The following is a 19,245-nucleotide window of genomic DNA, read 5'->3' on the forward strand; positions in this document are numbered from 1 at the left end:
GGTTGTTGGCAAAGAAAGGCAGGGTAGGGATATGAATGACTTAATCGAATTGTCTCTGGATAAGCTGGGTCGCATCCTGATTCCAGATTCTCTGCGACGCCGCCTAAGTTTAGCTCCTGGCATGGTGTTGATCGTGGAGAAAGGCGAGGGGGGCGGCTTGCGTCTGCGCCTTCAAACTCCTCAGCCAGCGCTGGTTGACAAGAGGGGAATACTGGTCGTAAAAGCCGAGCCAACCAGTGATTTGAGCGATCTAACCCGACGCGAACGCGATCAACGCCTGTTTACTCTGTTGCAAAGAACCGGCCTGTGAGAATTCTTCTTGATACTTCGGTGCTGGTTGCGGCGATGGTAGAGGCGCATCCGGCCCATTCGGCGGCTCTGCCTTGGTTACAACGAGCAAAAGGCGGTATAGACACGGGGCTGGTTGCCGCTCATTCATTGGCAGAACTTTATGCCATTCTAACAACCCTACCTGTTGAGCCACGTATCCTCCCATCCATTGCTTTGGAATTGATCAAGCACAACGTCCTTGATATGCTTGAAGTTGTGTTTCTCTCTGGCGACGACTATGCCACTTTGATAAGCCGGCTGGCGGGATTGGGAATCGTCGGCGGCGCGACTTATGACGCGCTGATTCTGCACGCCGCTTCAAAGGCAAATGTCGATCAAGTTATTACGCTGAACGAGAAAGATTTCCGGCGCGTATACCCTGAGTTGGCTGATCGAATCGTCTCTCCCTGATAGATTGCAGAAATGTACGCAGATTTATCGGTTATACACTTCCCTATTCACGCAATGGGGCATTGGCTTCCCCTCCAACCCCGCCAGCAAATTCTCGCAAGCAAGCTCGGCCATGCGCTTGCGCGCCCCGCGCGTGGCCGAGCCGATGTGGGGCGTGATGAGGCAGTTGGGCAGACGATAAAGAGGGTGGTCGGCGGGCAGGGGTTCGGGGTCGGTCACATCGAGGGCGGCCCCGGCGATCCAGCCTTCGCTCAGGGCGCGATGCAGGGCGGTCATATTCACTACGCCACCGCGCGCCGCGTTGACTAAAATCGCAGTCGGCTTCATCAGCCGCAAGGCGCGTTCGTCAATCAGGCGGCGAGTCTCCGACGAGAGCGGCAGGTGCAGGCTCACAAAGTCGCTCTGGCGAAGCAGGTCATCCAACGAGAGACGGCTGGCCCTGAGAGTCTGCTCCGCTTCTTGGTTGGCATTGCGGTTGGCGTAAACAATCTGCATTCCAAAAGCTTTGGCTCGCGTCGCCACCGCGAGTCCGATTCGCCCCAGTCCCACAATTCCTAAAGTTGCTCCATTCAAGTCCGCGCCCAACCACGCTGTCGGCGTCCACGTTGCCCAGCGGCCTTCGCGGGCGTCGGCGCTGGCTTCGGGCAAACGCCGCGCGGCGGACAGCAAAAGCGCCATCGTCAAATCTGCCGTTGCTTCGGTGAGCACGCCGGGCGTGTTGCCAACGGGGATTCCGCGCCGGGTGCAGGCGGCCACATCAACGTTGTCTACGCCTACAGCCATGTTGCTTACCACGCGCAGGCGTTGCGCTCTGCTCAAAAGCACTTCGTCAACGCGAAGAGTGAGCAGGGTGAACAGGCCTTCGGCTTCGCTCAAGTGCGCTTCAAGTTCGGCAGGGCCGATCAAGAGTTGACAGCGATCCTTCAGCATCGCCAGCCAGTCGTTGGGCAAGGCGTGAGAGACGATTGCAAGTGGCAGGTTGCTCATACGATCAAGTATAGCGCCGCCGCCAAAAGCGCCCCAACCGCCGCCGCCAAAAAATTCACCCAGTCGTTATCGAGCCACTTCCAACCGCGAAGCGGGCGGGTGGGCGAGCCGCAACGGTGAGTCGGGTGGCGCTCGGTTTCTTTGTGGCACTGGTCGCAGTAATAAATCGCCTGCACGGTTGCGCCGAGGAGGCTATCGAAGAGAGAAGCGGCGAGGCCGGAGAGGGTGAGGGTGAGCAAGAGAGTCAAAGCAGAAGAGCGAAGAGAGAGAAGAGACGGGTCAAGAAAGATGGCGATGAGGGCGGTGAGAGCGATGAGGAGAGAACCGGCGAGGGCGGCGAGCGTGCCCCAGGCGCTGACTCCGCCCGACGTGCCGACTTCGACGGTTTGGCCGCCGGTGATTAAACGCGGCGGACTCTTGCCTAGCACCCCAAGCTCGGTGGCCCAGGTGTCGGCGTTGGCGGCGGCCAGGGCGGCGGCGCAGGCGACCCACCAGGCCGGGTGCTGAGTGGCGGCCCAACCGACGATGCACAAGGCAGCCACGCCACCGTTCGCCAATGCTTGTCCGAGATCGCGTTGCGATCCTTTGGAAAATTTTTCGACGAGTGATTCTTTTTGTGTCTCTTTGAAACGTGAGAGGGCGCTGGAGGAGATGAAGAAGGCCAACAGCAAAGCCGCGCCGGGCAGGCCGCCGAGTCCAAACAGCAGGCCGCCAGTGATGATGGCCCCCGCCACGCCGCTGCCGCTCAACGCGCGGCGGCGATAACCGAGGTAGCCGATAATGGCGGCCAGAGCAATTCCAAGAGCGAGTTGGGTCAGCATGGAGGCAATAATTTAACCAGGCTCTACCAGATTGAGTGTGAAAACCCTTAACGCAAAGGCGCTAAGGCGCAAAGTCGCTAAGAAATAAACGGGTTTTTCTTTGCGCCCTGGCAACTTTGCAGCTTTGCGTTAAAAAATCCCGTTAAACTCGGAAGAGCCACAAAGGTTTTCTTTGTGAAGCTTTGAGGCTTTGTGCCTTTGTGGTGGAGTCCTAGAGCAAGCCGAGGGCGGCAACCCAAAGAAAGGCCTGGACGAGACTGGAGCCTAACCACAACAGATAAGCGGCGGGGCGCTCGGCGCGGCGCACGTGCAGAACGCCGCCGACGAGCGAGTTGACCAGCCACACCAGCCCGCTGATGACGGGCAGGATAAAGAGGCCAACGGGTGAGCCTGTCCGGTCGGGCAGGCCGTTGATGTTGAAGTGAAGGGGAATAGCTGGCGGCAGGGACGGAATGCGAACGGCGATGACCACCATCAGCAAGAACGGCAGAACGAAACTGATTCCTACCAGCGCCTGAGCCGGGCGGTCGCGCCACAAGTCCCACTCGTAAAACTTAGGGCGGTTGTAGGTATGCTCAAGCGGCTCAAGGATGCCCTTGCGGCCTTCGCTCTCGAAGGAGTCTATGAAGGCATCAATGTTTTCGGGTGAGATCACGTAGCCGCCGAAAGTGGTGACGACAATGAGTTGGCCTTCTTGCGGCGTGGTGGCGTAATACGTCAGGTCGCCGACGGTTTTGGTGTGGCCGCGCCCGACGAGACACCCCGGCCACCACAGGCCGCGCGGCGCGAGGTCGCTCGGCAGTTCCTTGCCAATGAGCAGGCCGGTGATCTCGCGCATGGGGATGATTTCACGCATTGGCCCCCAGGCGATGACGAGCGCGTTTTGGGTGAAGCGATATTGGGCGTTGACCAGCGAGAAGGTGCGGTAGGCGATGAAGACGATGACCGGCAGGCTGAACAGAGTCAGCATGACCCACAACGGAGTAAGGAGGTTGACAGGCGTACGGGCCAGAATGACGACGAACAGCACGGTGGCGGCGGCCAGGATGATCATGGCCGTGACGCCGATGACGATGCCGAGGGCGCGGGGCGGGCGGGACATGGTTGGATATTTGACGTTGGAGGTTGGAGCCTTCTAACTTCCAACCTCCAATCTCTAACTTCCAAATCTAGGCTTTCGCCATTTCGCGTTCGGTTTCGTACACCGGCGCGCACCAGTGGCGGTACTTTTGCGCTTTGCCGCGCACGACGTTGAAGTACAGGTCGCGCAGTTCGGAGACGAGCGGGCCCATCCGGCCAGCGCCGACCGGGCGGTAATCCACGCGGGTGATGGCGGCAATCTGCACCCCCGTCCCGCTGAAGAAGGCTTCGTCGGCGACGTAGATTTCAGTGCGGTCAATCGGGCGTTCGATGACTTCGACGCCCATTTCTTCGCGCAGGAGGCTGATCACCGTGCGGCGGGTGATGCCTTCGAGGATGTTGTCGGTGATGGGCGGGGTGATGACGACGCCGTCGCGGATGAGGTAGAGATTCTCCGCCGAGCCTTCGGCCATGTGCCCGTCCTGGTTGAGGACAATGGCTTCGTCGAAGCCTGCGCGCTGGGCGTCGGTCTTGACGAAGGCCGAGTTGACGTAGGAGCCGGCGATCTTGCCGCGCGCCGGAATGCTGTTGTCGTCCACCCGCCGCCAGGAGGAAATGGTGACGTGCGCGCCCTCTTCATTTTCCACGTAGCGGCCAAACGGCACGGCCACCATTGAGATTTCGGGGGTGAGGTTGTGCAGGCGCACGCCGATGATCTCGTCACTGTAGAACGCCAGCGGGCGGATGTAGCAATCCTGATGGTAGTCTTCGGTGCGAAGCAGATCCATCAAGTGATTGACGAGATCATCTTCAGAATAGTTGAACTCCATCAAGAGCAGTTTGGCCGATTGCAAAAATCTGCGGAAGTGGTCGTGGGGCCTGAAGACGAAGAGCTGACTCTCGTCGTCGTTCCAGTAGCCGCGCAGGCCGCCGAAGGCGGCCGTGCCGTAATTCAACGCGTGAGAGAGGACGCCGATCCGGGCTTCACTGTAAGGGACGATCTTGCCTTGAAAGAATGCATAGTTTGGAAGAGGCATTCATTTATCTCCTTTGCTGGATGATTATACTCGATGCGGATTGCGTGAGTCTTGGAGTGGCAATCTATTGAGTCTGCTTTTACTGTGTGCTTACCGGTTTTTGACTGCTATGTATGACAGCTACGCCCGGCCAAACACTGGAATGCGCGCGCCGTTCGTCGCGCCCGCTTCGTCACTGCACAGCCAGAGCACGGCGGCAGAAATTTCTTCGGGCGAGCTGCCGGTTCTGGGCTTCGCCGGATCAGGCGGCGCAGTTTCGATGCTCCGGATTTGGATGGCGTTGACGGTCACGCCCGTGTCCTTAAGTTCCTGGGCCAGCACCAACATCAACGTGTCTTGCGCCGCCTTGCCAATGGCATACGGCGCTTGTTTGGCGTTGGGCGTTTGCGCCACTGGCGTGCCAATGTGCACAAAGCGTCCCCAGTTGTTGGCGGCCATCATCGGGATGAAGGCGCGGGCTATGTGGAGAGTCGTCCACAAGTGCTGATCGAGCATGGACGTGACCTCAGCCAAATCCATTTCGGTCACAGGCGCTCCGGCCTTGTAGCCGCCGACGAGATGGATGACAGCATCGGCCCGCCCGAACTTTTCTTTCACCGCTCCGGCCAGCGCGTTCACCGAAGCCGGGTCGGTCAGGTTGGCGGCGTAAGCCAACACACGCCCGGCGGGCAGGGCCAGTTCGCTCGCCAGCGTTTGTAGTGGCTCGAGGCGCGACCCGACGAGGGCCAGTGAAGCCCCGGCCTGGGCGAAAGCGCGGCACAGCGTCGGGCCAAGACTCCCGGCGGCCCCGGCGACGACGATGATGCGATCTTTGATGGACATGGCAATCTCCTAATAAGTGATTCTTAGCGCCAAACCCTTAGGGTCTTCGAGACCCTAAGGGTTTATCGGATAGGGTCTTAGTTGACGTTCCCACGCAATGAGATCAATGCGCGAAGTCAGATCGAGCGAGAGGGGCGTGACTGAAACAAACTTGCCGCTGGCGATGGCGGCGACATCGGAGTCCGGTTCCGGCTCTGAATCGAGTCGGCGATGATAATCCACTTTGCGCGGGTCGGTCAGATTCTCGCGTTGAGGCTTGATGGGCAGGTAGTAGCGTTGACGCGAGAGGCGGGTGACCTGCCAGGGAGTCTCAGGGGTGGCCGCCGCCGGCACGTCAACTTTGATCACGTCCACGTCCGGCGGAAGTTGCTGTTGGAAAATGAGCGCGGCGAAGAAGCGGGTGAAGTGAGCGGCGGCGGCGAAGTCAATGTCTTCGGAGTGCGTGAGGTGAGACTCCGGCCATGTTTCGAGCGCGCCGGCCAGAGACGGAATGCCGAACGAGGCGGCCTCCAGCGCCGCGCCCACCGTGCCGGAAATGGTGATGCCACTGCCCACGTTCTCGCCGTAGTTGATGCCCGACACGACCAGGTCGGGCGGGCGAGGTGTCAGCTCCAGAATGCCGTGTTGCACGGCCTGCGCCGGCGTGCCGTCCACGGCAAACACCTCCCAGTGGTCGCCGCCGATCTGCTGGCGTTGGGCGTGAATGACGCCGCCGGTGTTGGACGGCAGACTGCGGCCCGCGCCCGACCATTGTTCGCGCGGGGCGGCCACTGTCACCCAGCCCAGTGTTGAGAGCGCCTCAGCGGCCGCTCGCAGGCCGGGCGAGTTGATGCCGTCGTCGTTGGTAAGCAGAATGAGTTTTTCGTCGGGTGGCATGGCTCAGGCGTTATACTACCCCAACTTGGGTGAAGCTTCAATGCGAAAATTATGCGCGATTTTATGCCGGTAAACCCTGCTAAGTTTTGATACAATGCGTAGAATTTCCGGGACATGGACTCTTTGATGAAAAACGTTTTCTTTGATCACGACGCCGGCGTGGATGACCTGCTGTCAATCATCTTTCTGCTGGCGATGAAGCAGGTGAAGCCGCTCGGCATCGGGGTGACTCCGGCGGACTGCTACCTTGAAACCGGCCTGCCGGCCACGCTGAAGATTCTGGAACTGCTCAAGCGCGCGGAAATTCCGGTGGCGGGCGGCGTGCTGAATGGCCGCCACGAATTCCCCAGCGGGTGGCGGCATCACTCCGACACGGTGGACGCTCTGCCGCTTCTCAACGAAACCGGCGGGCCGCACATCGCCGCCCAAACTCTGCCCGCCCACGAACTGCTCATTCAAACTGCGCGCGCCAGCAGCGACCCGGTCACGCTCCTCTTCACCGGCCCGCTCACCAACCTGGCCGCCGCCCTCGATCTTGCGCCCGACATCGAGCAACGCTTTGAGCGGCTGTACTGGATGGGCGGCGCGGTAGACGTTCCTGGCAACGTGTTGCCGCCCTACGGCGACGGCACAGCAGAGTGGAACGCCTACTGGGATGCTCCGGCGGCGGCTCGCGTGTGGCGCTCGACGATTCCGATCACCCTCGTCGGCCTCGACGCGACGGACAGTGTGCCGGTCACGCTGGACTTTTTGCGGCGGCTGGCCCGTCAGAGGCGGTTTCCTCTTTCCGATCTGGCCGGGCAATGTTGGGCCGTCACCGTCAACACAGGCTACCATCTGTGGGACACGCTCACCACGCTCTCCATCGGCTTCCCCGACTTGATCACGGTGTGCGACGTGCCGTGCGAGATTGTCACCGAAGGGCCGAGCGAGGGCCGCACCCTGGCCGCGCCGGGTGGCCGCCTGGTGCAGGTGGCCGGGCCGGTGAATGCGGCTCAAGTGTACGACACGGTGCTGACGTTGCTACAACAGTAGTTGATGCCCGACTACCTCAACTGGCTTCGCTCGCGCATCGGCTCGCGCAAAGTGATCATCGCATTTGCCACCGCTCTTATTTTTGACGATGATGGGCGACTGCTCTTTCAAAAGCGCACCGACTTTCGCGAAGCGTGGTGGGGCTTGCCCGGCGGCGTGCTTGAAATTGGCGAGACGTTTGAGCAGTGCGCCGTTCGAGAGGCGCTCGAAGAAACCGGCCTGCGCGTCCAGCCGACGCGCTTAGTCGGCGTTTACACCTCACCTGACTACGATGTGCGCTACCCAAACGGCGACGAGGCGCAACAGTTCACCGTCGCCATCGAGTGCCGGGTGACGGGCGGCGACTTCCGGCCTGACGGCGTTGAAGTTGCCGAGCACCATTTCTTTTCGACGGAGGAATGGCGCAAGCTGACTCTGCCGCCCTGGTATGCGGCCATGGCTCGCGATTTTGCTTCGGGGAAGCCGCCACAGTTTGACCCGCCTTTGTTCAAACCCGCTATTGCCGACGGCTGGCGTGAATTGCGCGCTCAAATCGGTTCGGGGCGGATGATTGCGCCCGGAGCCGGGGCGTTCATCCAAAACGAATCGGGGCAAGTTCTGCTTGGCTTGCGGAGCGAAGGACTGTGGGGCATCCCGGCTGGGTTGATGGAACTGGGCGAGTCGATCAGCGGCACGCTCGTGCGTGAAGCTCGCGAAGAGATGAACGTGGACATCGCCCCGCGCGAACTGCTCGGCGTCTTCACCGGCCCCGACTTCTTCCACACTTACGCCGACGGCAACGAAGTGCAGATCGCCTCAACCCTCTTTCGCGCCGACATCGGCGGCGGCGAACTCAGGCCCGACGGCCACGAAACGCTCGACCTGCGCTGGTTCGACCCGGCCCACTTGCCGGAGATGCCGGCCCGGCACAGGCGGCTGGTGGAGTTTGCTTTGAAGAATCGTTAACGTAGGGGCGAAGCAGTCGGAGAATGGTTTTGCTATTCTCCAAAGTATTTGCCCGACTGCTTCGCCCCTACAATGCCGCTACCTGACATTGCTGATCCGCGAGTAAACTCCTGCTGAAGTGGATTATACTCTGCCAGCGAACTTACACGAAAGGAAAGCACATCTCATGAACCGCAACATCATCCACACCGACCACGCTCCCAAAGCCATCGGCCCCTACTCACAGGCTGTTCGCGTCGGCGATTTTGTTTACACTGCCGGGCAAGTGCCCATCGTCCCGGCCACCGGCGACCTGATCGCTGGCGAGATCGAAGCCCAAACGCGGCAGGCGCTCACGAATATCAAAGTTATATTGGAAGCGGCGGGTAGCGGGCTGGACAAAGTGGTGAAGACCACCGTCTTCATGACCAACCTCGGCGACTTCGCCCGGATGAACGGCGTGTACGCCGAGTTCTTCCCCTCGAACCCGCCCGCCCGCTCGACGGTGCAAGTGACGGCCCTGCCGAAGGGCGCGATGGTGGAAATTGAGTGTGTAGCGGTTGTTCAGTGAACAGTCAACAGTAGATAGTAAACAGTGAACAGTGATCGGTGAACTGTTTACTGTTCACTAGAATCCAAACGCGCATCCGTCCGCTCGCGGATCACTCCCGCCCCACAGCACACCGTCAGGCTCGCGGCGGATGATCTGGCCGCGACCGAAGAGGGCGCGACCCCAGCCGCCGACGGTGAAAACGTCGTGGCCCATCTCTGAAAGTTTGGCCGCCGACTCGCGTGGGATGCCTTCTTCTATCGCCACCCGTCCACTCGGCTCGCCCGGCTCCAGACAAATGCGCGGTCTGTTGAGAGCGGCCTGCGGATCGAGCGCGTCGTCAATCATGCCAATGACAACTTGGGTGTGGCCCTGCGGTTGCATGAAACCGCCCATCACTCCGAATGGCCCAAACAGTGAACCGTCGGCGCGGGTGAGCAGGCCGGGAATGATGGTGTGATAAGGCCGCTTGCGTGGCGCGAGGGCGTTGGGGTGATCCGGGTCCAGGCTGAAGTTGTGGCCGCGATTTTGCAGGCTGAAGCCCGTGCCTTCAGGAACCAGGCCAGTGCCAAAGCCCATGTAATTGCTGTTGATGAACGAGCAGGCGTTGCCCGCCCCATCCACCACGCAGAAATAAACCGTGTCCGACCCGGCGACGGGGGAGCCGTGTTGGGTGTCAATTGTGGCGCGTGAGGGGTTGATCAGTTGGCGTCGTTGGGCGGCATAGGTTTTTGAGAGCAGGCCGTCGAGCGGGGCCGGGTTGAAGGCGGGGTCGGCCACGTACCAGCGCGTGTCAGCGAAGGCGATTCGCAGTGCTTCAATAATGAGATGCAATCGTTCAGGCGAGAGTGGATCGAGCGAGGCAATGTCGAAGCCTTCGAGAATGTTGATGGCAATGAGAGCCGTCAGCCCTTGCCCGTTCGGCGGACACTCCCAGACGCGCAGGCCGCGATACGTCGTGCTGATTGGCTCGTCCCACGTCGAAGTGTGCGCCGCGAGGTCGTCCGTCGTCATGGCGCCGCGGTGTTTCTGAATCGTGGCAACGATCTTCTTCGCAATCTCACCACGATAAAACGCCTCTTTGCCACCCTCAGCCATGATCCGGAGCCAGAATTGTCGTCATTGGCATTGAACCATGCCGCTCGACAAGATCGCACCAGCCCGCGCCCGCGCCGGGCACGGTCACGCAGTGCGCATGAAACGGATCGGCAATCTCTAATCCTTCATTCTCCAATCCCTGTTTACGAATTAGATCAATCGTCAGCGCCGCCGGTGCGCGCCCCGATCCATTCAGCGCCGTCACCGTTTTGGTGGCCGCGTCGAAATACAACGCAAAGCAATCGCCGCCAATGCCGGTTGACGTTGGCTCGGCGACGTTGAGGGCGGCGGCTGCCGCCACGGCGGCATCTGCCGCGTTGCCGCCCTGCATCAGAATCGAAAGGCCGGCCTGGGTCGCCAAAGGCTGGCTGGAGGCCACCATGCCGCGCGTGGCGAGGATGGGAGAGCGATAGGAGTCGAATTTAGGTTCAGAGGTCATAAGTAACTCGTCAAACGTCAAACGACACCCGCAGGGGGCCGTGCCAACGTGAGTAGCGTGTAAAGTTTGTTGTTTATTTGCTAACCCTAGCTTTCAGGGCGGCGATATTTTCGGGGACAGTGTTCGGGCCGCCGAACACGGCGTTGCCCGCCACCAGCACCGTAGCCCCGGCGTCGGCGGCCTCACCGGCAGTGCCAGGGGTGATGCCGCCATCCACTTCCAACCACGCCTGCGAGCCAATGCCATTCAGCATCCGCCGCGCTCGCCGAATCTTGGCCGTGCTGGCCGGGATGTAGCTCTGCCCGCCGAAGCCGGGATTGACCGTCATCACCAGCAGGAGATCGAGGTCAGGCAAAATTTCTTCGACGGTGACGAGAGACGTAGCCGGATTGAGGGCCACGCCCGCTTTGACGCCGAGGGCCTTGATAGCTTGCACGGTGCGGTGCAGGTGCGGGCAGGCTTCGACGTGAACGGTGATGATGTCGGCTCCGGCGCGGGCGAAGTCGGCCAGGTAGCGGTCGGGCGACTCGATCATCAGATGCACGTCGAGCGTGGCCTTCATCTCGTCACACAGCGGGCGCAAGGCTTTAACGACGAGCGGGCCGATGGTGAGGTTGGGGACGAAATGGCCGTCCATCACGTCCACGTGAACCCAGTCGGCTCCGGCGGCGAGAGCTTCGCGGGTGTGGTCAGCTAATCTGGCAAAGTCGGCGGAAAGGATGGAGGGGGCGAGTTTGATCATGATGATTTCACTGCGAAGGCGCAAAGAGCGCGGAGAAGAGATGTAGCATCCTGAGCGGAGCGGCGATGCTGTCCCGCCGCGCAGTCGAAGGATGCGGGCCTCCGCTCAGGGCGCTTGTTTCGTTAAATTGATGCTTTCCAGAAAACTCAAAACGATCTCGTTGACCTGCTCCGGCGCTTCCATGTTGGCCAGGTGGCCTGCGCCGGACACGACAACTTTGCGGCAAGACGGGATGCGCTGTCCTAGAATGTCGGCGATGTTGTGAAAGTCTGGCGCGTCGTGTTCGCCGGCGATGGCCAGCGCGGGCGCGCGAATTTGCTCCAGACGTTCGATGGCCGGAGGCTGTAGCCATCGTCCGGGGTCGCGGTTGAGCCAATGCCAGCCTGAATACGTAGTCACCATCTGCCTCAGCCGGGCCGCCACCGGCGGCAGTTCGTTCGCCGGGATGAACAACTCGTCGTCCAGCCAGGCTTCTCTGGCCGCCGCCACACCTGCCGACTGCGCTGTGGCCCGCGGGCCTCCCCAGTCTTTGGCCCAACGATAGCCGCCCAGCGTGCCGTCAATGGTGATCAACGAGCGCGTCGCTTCGGGATAGGTGAGGGCAAAGTCAATAGCGATGCCGCCGCCTAACGAAAAGCCGGCGATGTGCGCCGAGTCAATCTTCAAAATTTGAAGCAATGCTTTGAGGTCGTCCAGGTGGGTGTAAGGGTCACTGGCTGGTGTGGCCGACTGGCCGAAGCCGCGCAGGTCACAGCGGACGACTTGATAATGCTGGGCAAACGCCTCAAATTGGTCGTCCCACATCCGCGTGTCGAGGCTGAAGCCGTGAACGAAGACGAGCGGCTGGCCTGCTCCAGCCATTTCATAATAAAGGCGCGTGCCGCTGACTTGAGCGAAGCCGGTTTGGATTTGCATGATGAACGATGATACTCTTGAAGTGCGCTAAAAGCAAAAACCCTCTCGAAGACTTGAGTCTTCGAGAGGGTTGCTCAACATCTGGCGGACGAGACTTATTTGGAGCCGTCCTCAATTCTCCAATCTCTAATTCTCTAATCTCTTACCCTTTCGCCCTCCCCGCCGCCGTCATCAGCGCCCGCTTGGCTAACACGGTGGCCAGGTGAACACGATACTCGCCGGAGGCGTAAGCGTCACTCAACGGGTCTTTGAGGGCGGCGGCCACTTTGTTTGCGGCGGCGGCGCAGGCGGCCTCGTCGCAGGCCGACCCCATCAACGCCTCCTCGGCGGCGCTCACCCGCACCGGGTTGCCCGTCACGCCGCCCACGGCCACGCGCGCGCCGTTGCACTTGCCGCCGCTCATCATCACCATGACGGCTACCCCGGCCACAGCGTAGCTGGAGGCCGGATGGCGGTGCTTCATGTAAGACGCGCCGGCAGTCTTGCCATAAGCCGGAACGCTCACCGAGGTCAACACTTCGTCGGCGGCCAGGGCAGTGGTGAGCAGGCCGGTGAAGAAGTCGGCGGCGGCGATGTCGCGTGTGCCTTTCGGCCCCATGACCGTCATTGTCGCGCCGAGGGCGATCATGGCCGTCGGGTAGTCGGCGGCGGGGTCGGCATGGGCCAGCGAGCCGCCCAGCGTGCCCTTGTTGCGGACTTGCTGATCGCCGATGTGGGACGCCGTCTCGGCCAGCAGGCCGCACTCAGCCTTCACCAGCTCGGACGATGCAACCGCCGTGTGAGTGGTGAGCGCGCCGATCTTCAAGTTGCCGCCATCTTTGCTGACTCCGGTGAGGCCGCCGATGCGGCTGATGTCCACCAGCGCCGCCGGGCCGGCCACCCGCAGTTTCATGGCCGGGATGAGGCTATGGCCGCCGGCCAGCACTTTGGCCCCGCTCTTGGTTTTGAGAAGCTCAACGGCTTCGTTGAGAGTCGTCGGGCGATAGTAATCGAAGTTTGCAGAGTACATTGTTAGTCTCCCTAGTCCTGTAGTCGTTTGGTCGGATAGTCGCATAATCTTGTGGTCGTGTTGTCCAACCGCCGGACAACAAGACCACCAGACCACCAGACTAAAAGACTATTTCTTCATCGCCCGCCAAATCTTTTCCGGCGTGAGCGGCATGTCAATGTGCTTGACGCCGAACGGCGTGAGGGCATCCATCACTGCGTTGACAATCGTCGGCGTGGAGGCAATGGTGCCCATCTCGCCCACGCCCTTGACGCCCAGCGGATTGTGAGGCGACGGTGTCTCAGTGTGTCCGGTTTCGATCATCGGGAACAACTCGGCGCGCGGGATGGCGTATTCCATGAGATTGGCCGTCACCAGTTGGCCGTTTTCGTCATACACGCCTTCTTCAGTGAGCGCCTGCCCAACACCCTGCACTATCCCACCGACCACCTGGCCGTTAACGATGAGTGGGTTGATGATCTTGCCCACGTCGTCAACGGCAATGTAACGCTGAAGGGTCACCTGGCCGGTGTCAGGGTCAATTTCTACTTGCGCGATGTGGGCGCTGTTGGGATAAGTGAAGTTGGCCGGGTCGTAATAGGTGTCTTCTTCCATGCCCGGCTCCATCCCGTCGGGCAGGTTGTGGGCGGTGTAGGCGGCAAAAGCCAGGTCGCCGAAGGATTTGGACTTGTCGGGCGAGCCTTTGACATAGACCTTGCCGTTGTCCTGGTCGTAGACCATGTCTTCAACCGCCGCTTCCAGTTGATGTGCGGCGATCTTCATCATCTTCGCTCGCACTTTTTCGGCGCTACGAACCAGGGCGCTTCCGCCGACCGATGTGCTTCGACTGCCGTAAGTGCCCATGCCGTTGGGAATCACGGCAGTGTCGCCGTGAACAATGTCAACATCGTTGATGTTGACGCCCAACTCGTCGGCCACGATCTGAGCAAACGTGGTCTCGTGGCCCTGGCCGTGCGTGTGGGCCCCGGTGAGCACCGTTACTTTGCCGGTAGCGTGGACGCGAACAGAGCCGCTCTCCCAGAAGCCGGTGACGCCGCCCAACGCGCCCGCCACCTTTGACGGAACCGGGCCGCTAGCTTCGATACAACCTGCGATGCCAATGCCAACCAGCTTGCCTTTCTTACGCGCCTCGGCCTGTTGCTTGCGCATCTCGGCATAGTTTGACATCTCGATGGCTTTATCAAAGAGACGCTGGTAATTGCCGCTGTCGTATTGCAGAGCCACCGGCGTTTGATACGGGAATTCATTCGCCGGAATGAAGTTCTTGCGCCGGAACTCAACTGGATCCATGTTCAACTCGCGGGCGGCGGTGTCCACCAGACGTTCGACCACGTAAGCGGCTTCGGGCCGACCCGCGCCGCGATAGGCGTCCACCCAAACGGTGTTACTCAGCGTGCCCCATATTTGGCCATAGATAGCTGGAATCTTGTAGAGGCCGGAAAGCAGGGTGACGTAGAAAGCGGTGGGGATGAGTGAGGCGACGAGTGAAATGTAAGCCCCATTGTTGGCCCACGTTTCAACCCGCAAGCCAGTGATCGCGCCGTCCTTCTTCAGGGCCAGCTTGCAAACTGTGACATGATCGCGGCCCTGTGTATCCGACATGGCCGCCTCGCTGCGCGAGGACACCCACTTGACCGGGCGATTGAGCTTGCGCGCCGCCCAGGGCACGAGGGCTTCTTCGGGATAAGTCGGAATCTTGCTCCCGAAGCCGCCGCCCACATCGGGCGAGATCAACCGCAGTTTGTGTTCCGGGATGCCAATGAGGAAGGCGCTCAACACCACCCGAGTCAGATTGGGGTTCTGGCTCGTCGTCCACAGGGTCATTTCTTCTTTGCCTGAATCCCACTGGGCGAGCGCGGCGCGCGGCTCAATGGCGGTGGCGATCAATCGCTGGTTGACCAGTTCCAACTCCACCACTTTGTCGGCCTCGGCGAAGGCTTTGTCGCATTCGTCCTTGTTGCCTAGCGCCCAGGTGTAGCTCATGTTATTGGGGATTTCATCATGGACTAAAGGCGCGCCGGGCTCGGCGGCTTTGCGGGCGTCGGTGACGGAGGGAAGCGGCTCGTACTCCACTTCGATCAGGTCGAGGGCGTCGGCGGCGATGTAAGGGGACTCGGCCACCACTGCCGCTACCCGGTCGCCCACGTGCCGCACTTTGTCTGTTTGCAAAACGCGCTGGACGGGCACTTTGATGTTGGGGACGTTCCAGCCGCTGGGCAGTGCGCCAACGTCCATGGTGTCTTGGCCGGTGAACACGGCGATCACGCCGGGGTGGGCTTTGGCTTTGCTGATGTCAATGCTTTTGATTTTGGCATGAGCGTAGGGACTGCGTTTGATGGCAAGGTGGGCCATGCCCGGAATTTTGAGGTTCGCCACGTAACTGCCCTTGCCTTGAATGAATCGCGGGTCTTCCCGCCGCTTCATGCTGGTGCCAACGTATTTGCTCATAGGAAACTCCTCTAATTGGTTATTGGTTATCAGTAATTACTAATAACCAATTACTAACCCGCCGCCTGCTGAATGGCTTTGACGATATTCTGGTAGCCGGTGCACCGGCAGACGTTGCCCTCCAGCCCGTGCCTGATTTCGGCCTCGGTGGGATGAGGGTTGCGGTTGAGCAAGTCCACCGCCGTCATGATCATGCCCGGCGTGCAGAAGCCGCATTGCAAGCCGTGCTTTTCCCAGAAGCCCTGCTGAACCGCGTGCAGGGTACCGTTTTGAGCTAGCCCCTCAATCGTGGTCACGCTACTGCCATCGGCTTGCACGGCTAGCAGGGTGCAGGATTTAACCGCCTGACCGTCCAGCAGAACGGTGCAAGAGCCGCACTGGCTGGTGTCGCAGCCGACGTTGGTTCCGGTCAGCCCCAGTTCCTCGCGCAAAAAATGCGCCAGCAGAACGCGGGGTTCAACCTCTCGCGTTTGTTGGACTCCGTTCACCGTAATTGAAACCGATTGCTTCATACTATTAGCCTCCTTGTTGATGATGTGGGTTGTTGACACTTACCGGCACGCCCGGCAGTGAAATAAAAACTCCAGCGGGCCGGGAGGGGCAGGCTGGAGTCAGGAAGAGGCGGCGTCAGGTTGCAGGCGCAGGGCGACCCGTGCAGATTGAACGGCGTGTGCTGGCGCTGTTGAAGGTTTGGCATGGATGAGGTTTGAGTTGCCGATTGGTTTCTACTCCACTCTACCGCAAACTTCCATCAAAAGTCAATCTTTTGGGGAAAATGCTGAATTGCTCATTGGGTCTTAACCCTGCGCCGGGCGATCCGGTTCGCGTTCAGGCCAGTTCGTTGCGGGGCATGGGCCGCTCCGGGGCGTCTTCCAGCAGGCCGCCGTGACCCAGAGCGAAAATGTCGGCGCGAGTCAGGCGGTCGCCGGCCAGGAGGCGCGGCAGAACCCAGTCTACGATGTTGACTTTGCGGCTCCGGGCGCAACCGGGCGCGCCCAAAATTGCCGCATCGCCCAGGTAGGCCACCAATAGCAAATTGCCGGGGTCCACTGGCACGCCAAAGCAGGTCACTTCACCGCCCGCCTGTTCGATGGCTCTGGGGACGATGTCGTGCCTGTCCATGATGGCGGTTTCCCCGGCCAGGACGATCAGACGCGCTCCCGCCTCGCGCGCTCGTTGCAGGCTTTCAATCAAAGTTGCTTCGCCGGTCTCATCTTCCAGTGGCACGTAGTCGGTGTTGTGGATTTGCGAACCAAGTGCCTCAACGCGGTCACGTAGCGGGGCAAAGTCGGCGAAAAGTTTTTCTTGCAGAGACGGCGACCCCGACAGAATCAGGCTGACGGATTGCGGCTTTAGCTCGTCCACCCGGATTAAGGGGAAGCCGTCACTCTTCCCGGCGGCTTCAGCTTGTCCAATAACTGTTTCCGGCACGGCGAAGGGGATGATTTTGACGGTGGCGACGATTTGGCGCGGGCGGACGGCGGTGTGAGAGGCCAGGGTGGCCAGGGTGACGCCGTCACAGGCGTTGACCCGGTTCAGTCGTTCCACGTCTACGCGCAAAACGCCCTGAACGGTCGCCAGCAGGTTCACCCGCCCCGAAGCCGGGCCAGAGAGCCGCAGGCCGTCCCCGGTCACGGCCTGGGCCACGCGGCGGGCGGCGGTGTCCTCGTCCAAATCGCCCGGCTCCAACTCGGCCACGTATACCGAGTTTCGCCCGATGGCTCGCAAAGCGGCAACGTCGTCGGCAGTGAGCGGCTTGCCCTTGCGTAAGATGCGTTTGCCGTCCGGCCCGGCGATGTTGTGGCCGAGAATTTTGTTTTGGGCGTGGGTGAGGGGAACTGGCCCGAACTTCATAACGAAAAGCGGTCAGCTTTCAGCCATCAGCTTTTTGAAACTTCAGGCTACGTGCTGACCGCTGAAAGCTGATTGCCAAGAGCTACACTTCAATTCTCTTTTTGACTTCGTTGAAAAACTCGCCGGCCAGTTTTTGAGTCACCGGCCCCATCATCCGGGCGGCCAGGCTGGCCAGTTGGCCGAGGATGACAATGTCCGCCGTCCACTTCAAATCGGTTGAACCGTCCGGGCCGTCGCTGAGAAACATTTCGCTGGTCACGTCGGCGGCGCTGCCGGGCGCGTTGCCATGCCCTTTGATTTTGGCCCGGTTCGGCGCCTCCAGTTCCAGGAACTCGCCGTCGCCGCTGAATTTAGCCTTGACCGAGCCGAGGCCGATAGCGGCAATGGCTTTGAACTTTTTATTTGGCTCAATGATTTCAATTGACTCCACGCCCGGCGCGCACCCGGCCACCTTGTGCGGGTCGGTGAGAAACTCCCACACTTTCTGGCGATGGGCTTTGATGTTGGTGGTTCCTTCAAGATGCATGGTTTATCTTTCTTGGCGGATTTCGCGTTGCCACACAACGGGATCGGCGATGCTAGCCAATGCGTTTGTCTTCGCCAATCCGGCCAGCGCCAAAGACATTGCCCGGCCTCGTTCAGCTTTCGATGTGGTCGTCGCTTTGCGGAGCAGGGTAATTCGCACCTCCGCTCCTTTAATTTGGCGTGCGGGCTTGTCAACCCAGGTAATCTGGTTGCCATTGACGATAGCACGATAGGTGGTCAACATGTTTCCTCCTGCTCCAAATTATACCCGCCAAACTTAGCCATTCGTCACTCAATGCTTGCCAGATATTTCTCTGGCTCTTTCTCAAACGACCGCTTGCAACCGGCGCAACAGAAATAATACGTTTGTCCGCTGTAGTCGGTAGTATAACGTGCCCCGGCAATTTCGACCATCATGCCACAGACGGGGTCTTTGGCTTCGGAGACTTCGACCGGCGCTGATGTGGCAATTGGGAATTGGTTATTGGTAATTAGTAATTGGCGGCCCACCTGCACGATCTCGGCCAGGATGCTGATGGCGATCTCTTCCGGCGTGACGGCGCCAATGTCCAACCCTGCCGGATATTTTAGCCGAGAGAGGCGATCTTCGGGGATGCCGGAGTCGCGCAAATATTGGATGACAGATTCCGCCCGCTTCTTGCTGGCGACGAGGGCGATGTAGGGCGCGTCGGTCTTCAACGCCGCGATCAGCGCGTCTTCGTCATAGTTGCCGTGCGAGGCGACGACGATGTAAGTTTGCGGGGCGGCCTTGATTTGCGAGAAGTCAATGTGATCGCGCACCATGTCGGCCTCCGGGAAACGGTCAGGTGTCGCGTCCATTCCCATCACGGTGACGGCGTAGCCCATGCCTTTGCCCAGTCTTGCCAAAGCTTCGGCCAGAGGCAGGTGGCCGACGACGATCAGTTGTGGTTTTGGCAAATGCGGTTCAATGTAGACTTCCAACGTGCCTCCGCTGATGCAAGTCAGGGCGATCTCAATCACGCCATCATCCGAGCGCCCCAATTTCTCCGGCGGGCACAACCGCAACAAGCGCGGTTGTCCGTCTTGCAAGGCTTTGAGCGATTCGCGGATGACGCTGGGCTGGGCGCAACTGCCGCCGACCCAGCCCGTCAGCTTGCCGTCAGCGGTGATGATGGCCTTCGCTCCGGCTTTGGCCGAGGTTGGCTTTTCGGCGCGAACGACGGTGGCGAGGACGAACGGCTGGCCCGCTTTGGCGAGCGCCAGCGCCTGATCAAGATAGTTTTCTAGCATAGAAAAATTCACCGCAAAGACGCTAAGAGCGCAAAGTCATCTTTATCCTCTTCGCGTCCTTCGCGCCTTC

General features: G+C 60.4%; 20 protein-coding genes and 1 pseudogene. 5 read left to right on the forward strand and 16 right to left on the reverse strand.

Features of this window, described 5'->3' with window-relative positions; translation table 11 throughout:
• Window positions 1–31 precede the first annotated feature (31 nt).
• Together HYZ49_04185 and HYZ49_04190 are read left to right on the forward strand one after the other, a co-directional pair.
• Window positions 32–310: an AbrB/MazE/SpoVT family DNA-binding domain-containing protein gene (locus HYZ49_04185; protein ID MBI3241475.1), complete on the forward strand. Its 279-nt coding sequence runs from the start codon at window positions 32–34 to the stop codon at window positions 308–310.
• Window positions 307–741 carry a PIN domain-containing protein gene (locus HYZ49_04190; GenBank protein ID MBI3241476.1) on the forward strand — a complete coding sequence of 145 codons (435 nt, stop codon included), beginning with the start codon at window positions 307–309 and terminating at the stop codon, window positions 739–741. Before HYZ49_04185 ends, HYZ49_04190 begins: the two co-directional genes overlap by 4 nt.
• A gap of 24 nt (window positions 742–765) precedes the next feature.
• Here HYZ49_04190 and HYZ49_04195 read toward each other — a convergent pair whose 3' ends face one another.
• The 6 genes from HYZ49_04195 to surE all read right to left on the reverse strand — a co-directional run bounded on the left by HYZ49_04195 (window position 766) and on the right by surE (window position 6,364).
• Complete coding sequence (locus tag HYZ49_04195; protein MBI3241477.1) at window positions 766–1,728, reverse strand: D-glycerate dehydrogenase; 963 nt, start codon at window positions 1,726–1,728, stop codon at window positions 766–768.
• Window positions 1,725–2,549, reverse strand: a complete 825-nt coding sequence (locus tag HYZ49_04200) for a DUF92 domain-containing protein (GenBank protein ID MBI3241478.1) — start codon at window positions 2,547–2,549, stop codon at window positions 1,725–1,727. The genes HYZ49_04195 and HYZ49_04200 overlap by 4 nt, the downstream gene beginning before the upstream one ends.
• A gap of 211 nt (window positions 2,550–2,760) precedes the next feature.
• Window positions 2,761–3,651 carry a DUF1648 domain-containing protein gene (locus tag HYZ49_04205; protein MBI3241479.1) on the reverse strand — a complete coding sequence of 297 codons (891 nt, stop codon included), beginning with the start codon at window positions 3,649–3,651 and terminating at the stop codon, window positions 2,761–2,763.
• A 67-nt stretch (window positions 3,652–3,718) separates the two neighbouring features.
• Window positions 3,719–4,666: a branched-chain amino acid transaminase gene (locus HYZ49_04210; protein MBI3241480.1), complete on the reverse strand. Its 948-nt coding sequence runs from the start codon at window positions 4,664–4,666 to the stop codon at window positions 3,719–3,721.
• A gap of 120 nt (window positions 4,667–4,786) precedes the next feature.
• Entirely contained in the window at window positions 4,787–5,488 is a 702-nt protein-coding gene (locus HYZ49_04215) for an SDR family oxidoreductase (protein MBI3241481.1), read from the reverse strand.
• A 54-nt stretch (window positions 5,489–5,542) separates the two neighbouring features.
• Window positions 5,543–6,364: a 5'/3'-nucleotidase SurE gene (surE, locus tag HYZ49_04220; GenBank protein ID MBI3241482.1), complete on the reverse strand. Its 822-nt coding sequence runs from the start codon at window positions 6,362–6,364 to the stop codon at window positions 5,543–5,545.
• Window positions 6,365–6,490: 126 nt separating this feature from the next.
• On the opposite strand from surE, the gene HYZ49_04225 reads away from it, so the two are divergent.
• The 3 genes from HYZ49_04225 to HYZ49_04235 all read left to right on the forward strand — a co-directional run bounded on the left by HYZ49_04225 (window position 6,491) and on the right by HYZ49_04235 (window position 8,894).
• Window positions 6,491–7,399, forward strand: a complete 909-nt coding sequence (locus HYZ49_04225; protein ID MBI3241483.1) for a nucleoside hydrolase — start codon at window positions 6,491–6,493, stop codon at window positions 7,397–7,399.
• Window positions 7,400–7,402: 3 nt separating this feature from the next.
• Window positions 7,403–8,344 (forward strand): NUDIX domain-containing protein, encoded by a 942-nt coding sequence (locus tag HYZ49_04230; GenBank protein ID MBI3241484.1) that lies wholly within the window; start codon window positions 7,403–7,405, stop codon window positions 8,342–8,344.
• A gap of 166 nt (window positions 8,345–8,510) precedes the next feature.
• On the forward strand, window positions 8,511–8,894 hold the full coding sequence (locus HYZ49_04235) for a RidA family protein (protein ID MBI3241485.1): 384 nt from the start codon (window positions 8,511–8,513) through the stop codon (window positions 8,892–8,894).
• Between the two features lie 57 nt (window positions 8,895–8,951).
• Here the strand turns inward: HYZ49_04235 and HYZ49_04240 are convergent.
• From HYZ49_04240 to HYZ49_04285, 10 genes and pseudogenes are all read right to left on the reverse strand, one after another.
• Window positions 8,952–10,410, reverse strand: a pseudogene (locus tag HYZ49_04240) (gamma-glutamyltransferase family protein).
• Between the two features lie 73 nt (window positions 10,411–10,483).
• Window positions 10,484–11,152 carry a ribulose-phosphate 3-epimerase gene (locus HYZ49_04245; protein ID MBI3241486.1) on the reverse strand — a complete coding sequence of 223 codons (669 nt, stop codon included), beginning with the start codon at window positions 11,150–11,152 and terminating at the stop codon, window positions 10,484–10,486.
• A gap of 105 nt (window positions 11,153–11,257) precedes the next feature.
• Window positions 11,258–12,067 (reverse strand): alpha/beta hydrolase, encoded by an 810-nt coding sequence (locus HYZ49_04250; protein MBI3241487.1) that lies wholly within the window; start codon window positions 12,065–12,067, stop codon window positions 11,258–11,260.
• A 142-nt stretch (window positions 12,068–12,209) separates the two neighbouring features.
• Window positions 12,210–13,076 carry a xanthine dehydrogenase family protein subunit M gene (locus HYZ49_04255; protein MBI3241488.1) on the reverse strand — a complete coding sequence of 289 codons (867 nt, stop codon included), beginning with the start codon at window positions 13,074–13,076 and terminating at the stop codon, window positions 12,210–12,212.
• A gap of 108 nt (window positions 13,077–13,184) precedes the next feature.
• Window positions 13,185–15,524, reverse strand: a complete 2,340-nt coding sequence (locus HYZ49_04260) for a molybdopterin-dependent oxidoreductase (protein ID MBI3241489.1) — start codon at window positions 15,522–15,524, stop codon at window positions 13,185–13,187.
• Between the two features lie 53 nt (window positions 15,525–15,577).
• Window positions 15,578–16,036 (reverse strand): (2Fe-2S)-binding protein, encoded by a 459-nt coding sequence (locus HYZ49_04265; protein MBI3241490.1) that lies wholly within the window; start codon window positions 16,034–16,036, stop codon window positions 15,578–15,580.
• 316 nt (window positions 16,037–16,352) lie between these two features.
• The gene (locus HYZ49_04270; GenBank protein ID MBI3241491.1) at window positions 16,353–17,378 is read right to left on the reverse strand and encodes a molybdopterin-binding protein; all 1,026 of its coding nucleotides are present in this window, start codon (window positions 17,376–17,378) and stop codon (window positions 16,353–16,355) included.
• An 82-nt stretch (window positions 17,379–17,460) separates the two neighbouring features.
• The gene (locus tag HYZ49_04275) at window positions 17,461–17,904 is read right to left on the reverse strand and encodes a carbon monoxide dehydrogenase subunit G (GenBank protein MBI3241492.1); all 444 of its coding nucleotides are present in this window, start codon (window positions 17,902–17,904) and stop codon (window positions 17,461–17,463) included.
• 3 nt (window positions 17,905–17,907) lie between these two features.
• Entirely contained in the window at window positions 17,908–18,147 is a 240-nt protein-coding gene (locus HYZ49_04280; GenBank protein ID MBI3241493.1) for a hypothetical protein, read from the reverse strand.
• A 44-nt stretch (window positions 18,148–18,191) separates the two neighbouring features.
• Window positions 18,192–19,175: an XdhC family protein gene (locus tag HYZ49_04285; GenBank protein ID MBI3241494.1), complete on the reverse strand. Its 984-nt coding sequence runs from the start codon at window positions 19,173–19,175 to the stop codon at window positions 18,192–18,194.
• Window positions 19,176–19,245 lie beyond the last annotated feature (70 nt).

This window comes from Chloroflexota bacterium, from assembly GCA_016197225.1.
GTDB lineage: Bacteria > Chloroflexota > Anaerolineae > Anaerolineales > VGOW01 > VGOW01.

Bases quoted from the DNA above. Each gene is read 5' to 3' on its own strand.
- HYZ49_04185 (MBI3241475.1), top strand. From the start codon at position 32: ATGAATGACTTAATCGAATTGTCTCTGGATAAGCTGGGTCGCATCCTG.
- HYZ49_04195 (MBI3241477.1), bottom strand. From the start codon at position 1,728: ATGAGCAACCTGCCACTTGCAATCGTCTCTCACGCCTTGCCCAACGAC.
- HYZ49_04200 (MBI3241478.1), bottom strand. From the start codon at position 2,549: ATGCTGACCCAACTCGCTCTTGGAATTGCTCTGGCCGCCATTATCGGC.
- HYZ49_04205 (MBI3241479.1), bottom strand. From the start codon at position 3,651: ATGTCCCGCCCGCCCCGCGCCCTCGGCATCGTCATCGGCGTCACGGCC.
- HYZ49_04210 (MBI3241480.1), bottom strand. From the start codon at position 4,666: ATGCCTCTTCCAAACTATGCATTCTTTCAAGGCAAGATCGTCCCTTAC.
- HYZ49_04215 (MBI3241481.1), bottom strand. From the start codon at position 5,488: ATGTCCATCAAAGATCGCATCATCGTCGTCGCCGGGGCCGCCGGGAGT.
- surE (MBI3241482.1), bottom strand. From the start codon at position 6,364: ATGCCACCCGACGAAAAACTCATTCTGCTTACCAACGACGACGGCATC.
- HYZ49_04225 (MBI3241483.1), top strand. From the start codon at position 6,491: ATGAAAAACGTTTTCTTTGATCACGACGCCGGCGTGGATGACCTGCTG.
- HYZ49_04230 (MBI3241484.1), top strand. From the start codon at position 7,403: ATGCCCGACTACCTCAACTGGCTTCGCTCGCGCATCGGCTCGCGCAAA.
- HYZ49_04235 (MBI3241485.1), top strand. From the start codon at position 8,511: ATGAACCGCAACATCATCCACACCGACCACGCTCCCAAAGCCATCGGC.
- HYZ49_04245 (MBI3241486.1), bottom strand. From the start codon at position 11,152: ATGATCAAACTCGCCCCCTCCATCCTTTCCGCCGACTTTGCCAGATTA.
- HYZ49_04250 (MBI3241487.1), bottom strand. From the start codon at position 12,067: ATGCAAATCCAAACCGGCTTCGCTCAAGTCAGCGGCACGCGCCTTTAT.
- HYZ49_04255 (MBI3241488.1), bottom strand. From the start codon at position 13,076: ATGTACTCTGCAAACTTCGATTACTATCGCCCGACGACTCTCAACGAA.
- HYZ49_04260 (MBI3241489.1), bottom strand. From the start codon at position 15,524: ATGAGCAAATACGTTGGCACCAGCATGAAGCGGCGGGAAGACCCGCGA.
- HYZ49_04265 (MBI3241490.1), bottom strand. From the start codon at position 16,036: ATGAAGCAATCGGTTTCAATTACGGTGAACGGAGTCCAACAAACGCGA.
- HYZ49_04270 (MBI3241491.1), bottom strand. From the start codon at position 17,378: ATGAAGTTCGGGCCAGTTCCCCTCACCCACGCCCAAAACAAAATTCTC.
- HYZ49_04275 (MBI3241492.1), bottom strand. From the start codon at position 17,904: ATGCATCTTGAAGGAACCACCAACATCAAAGCCCATCGCCAGAAAGTG.
- HYZ49_04280 (MBI3241493.1), bottom strand. From the start codon at position 18,147: ATGTTGACCACCTATCGTGCTATCGTCAATGGCAACCAGATTACCTGG.
- HYZ49_04285 (MBI3241494.1), bottom strand. From the start codon at position 19,175: ATGCTAGAAAACTATCTTGATCAGGCGCTGGCGCTCGCCAAAGCGGGC.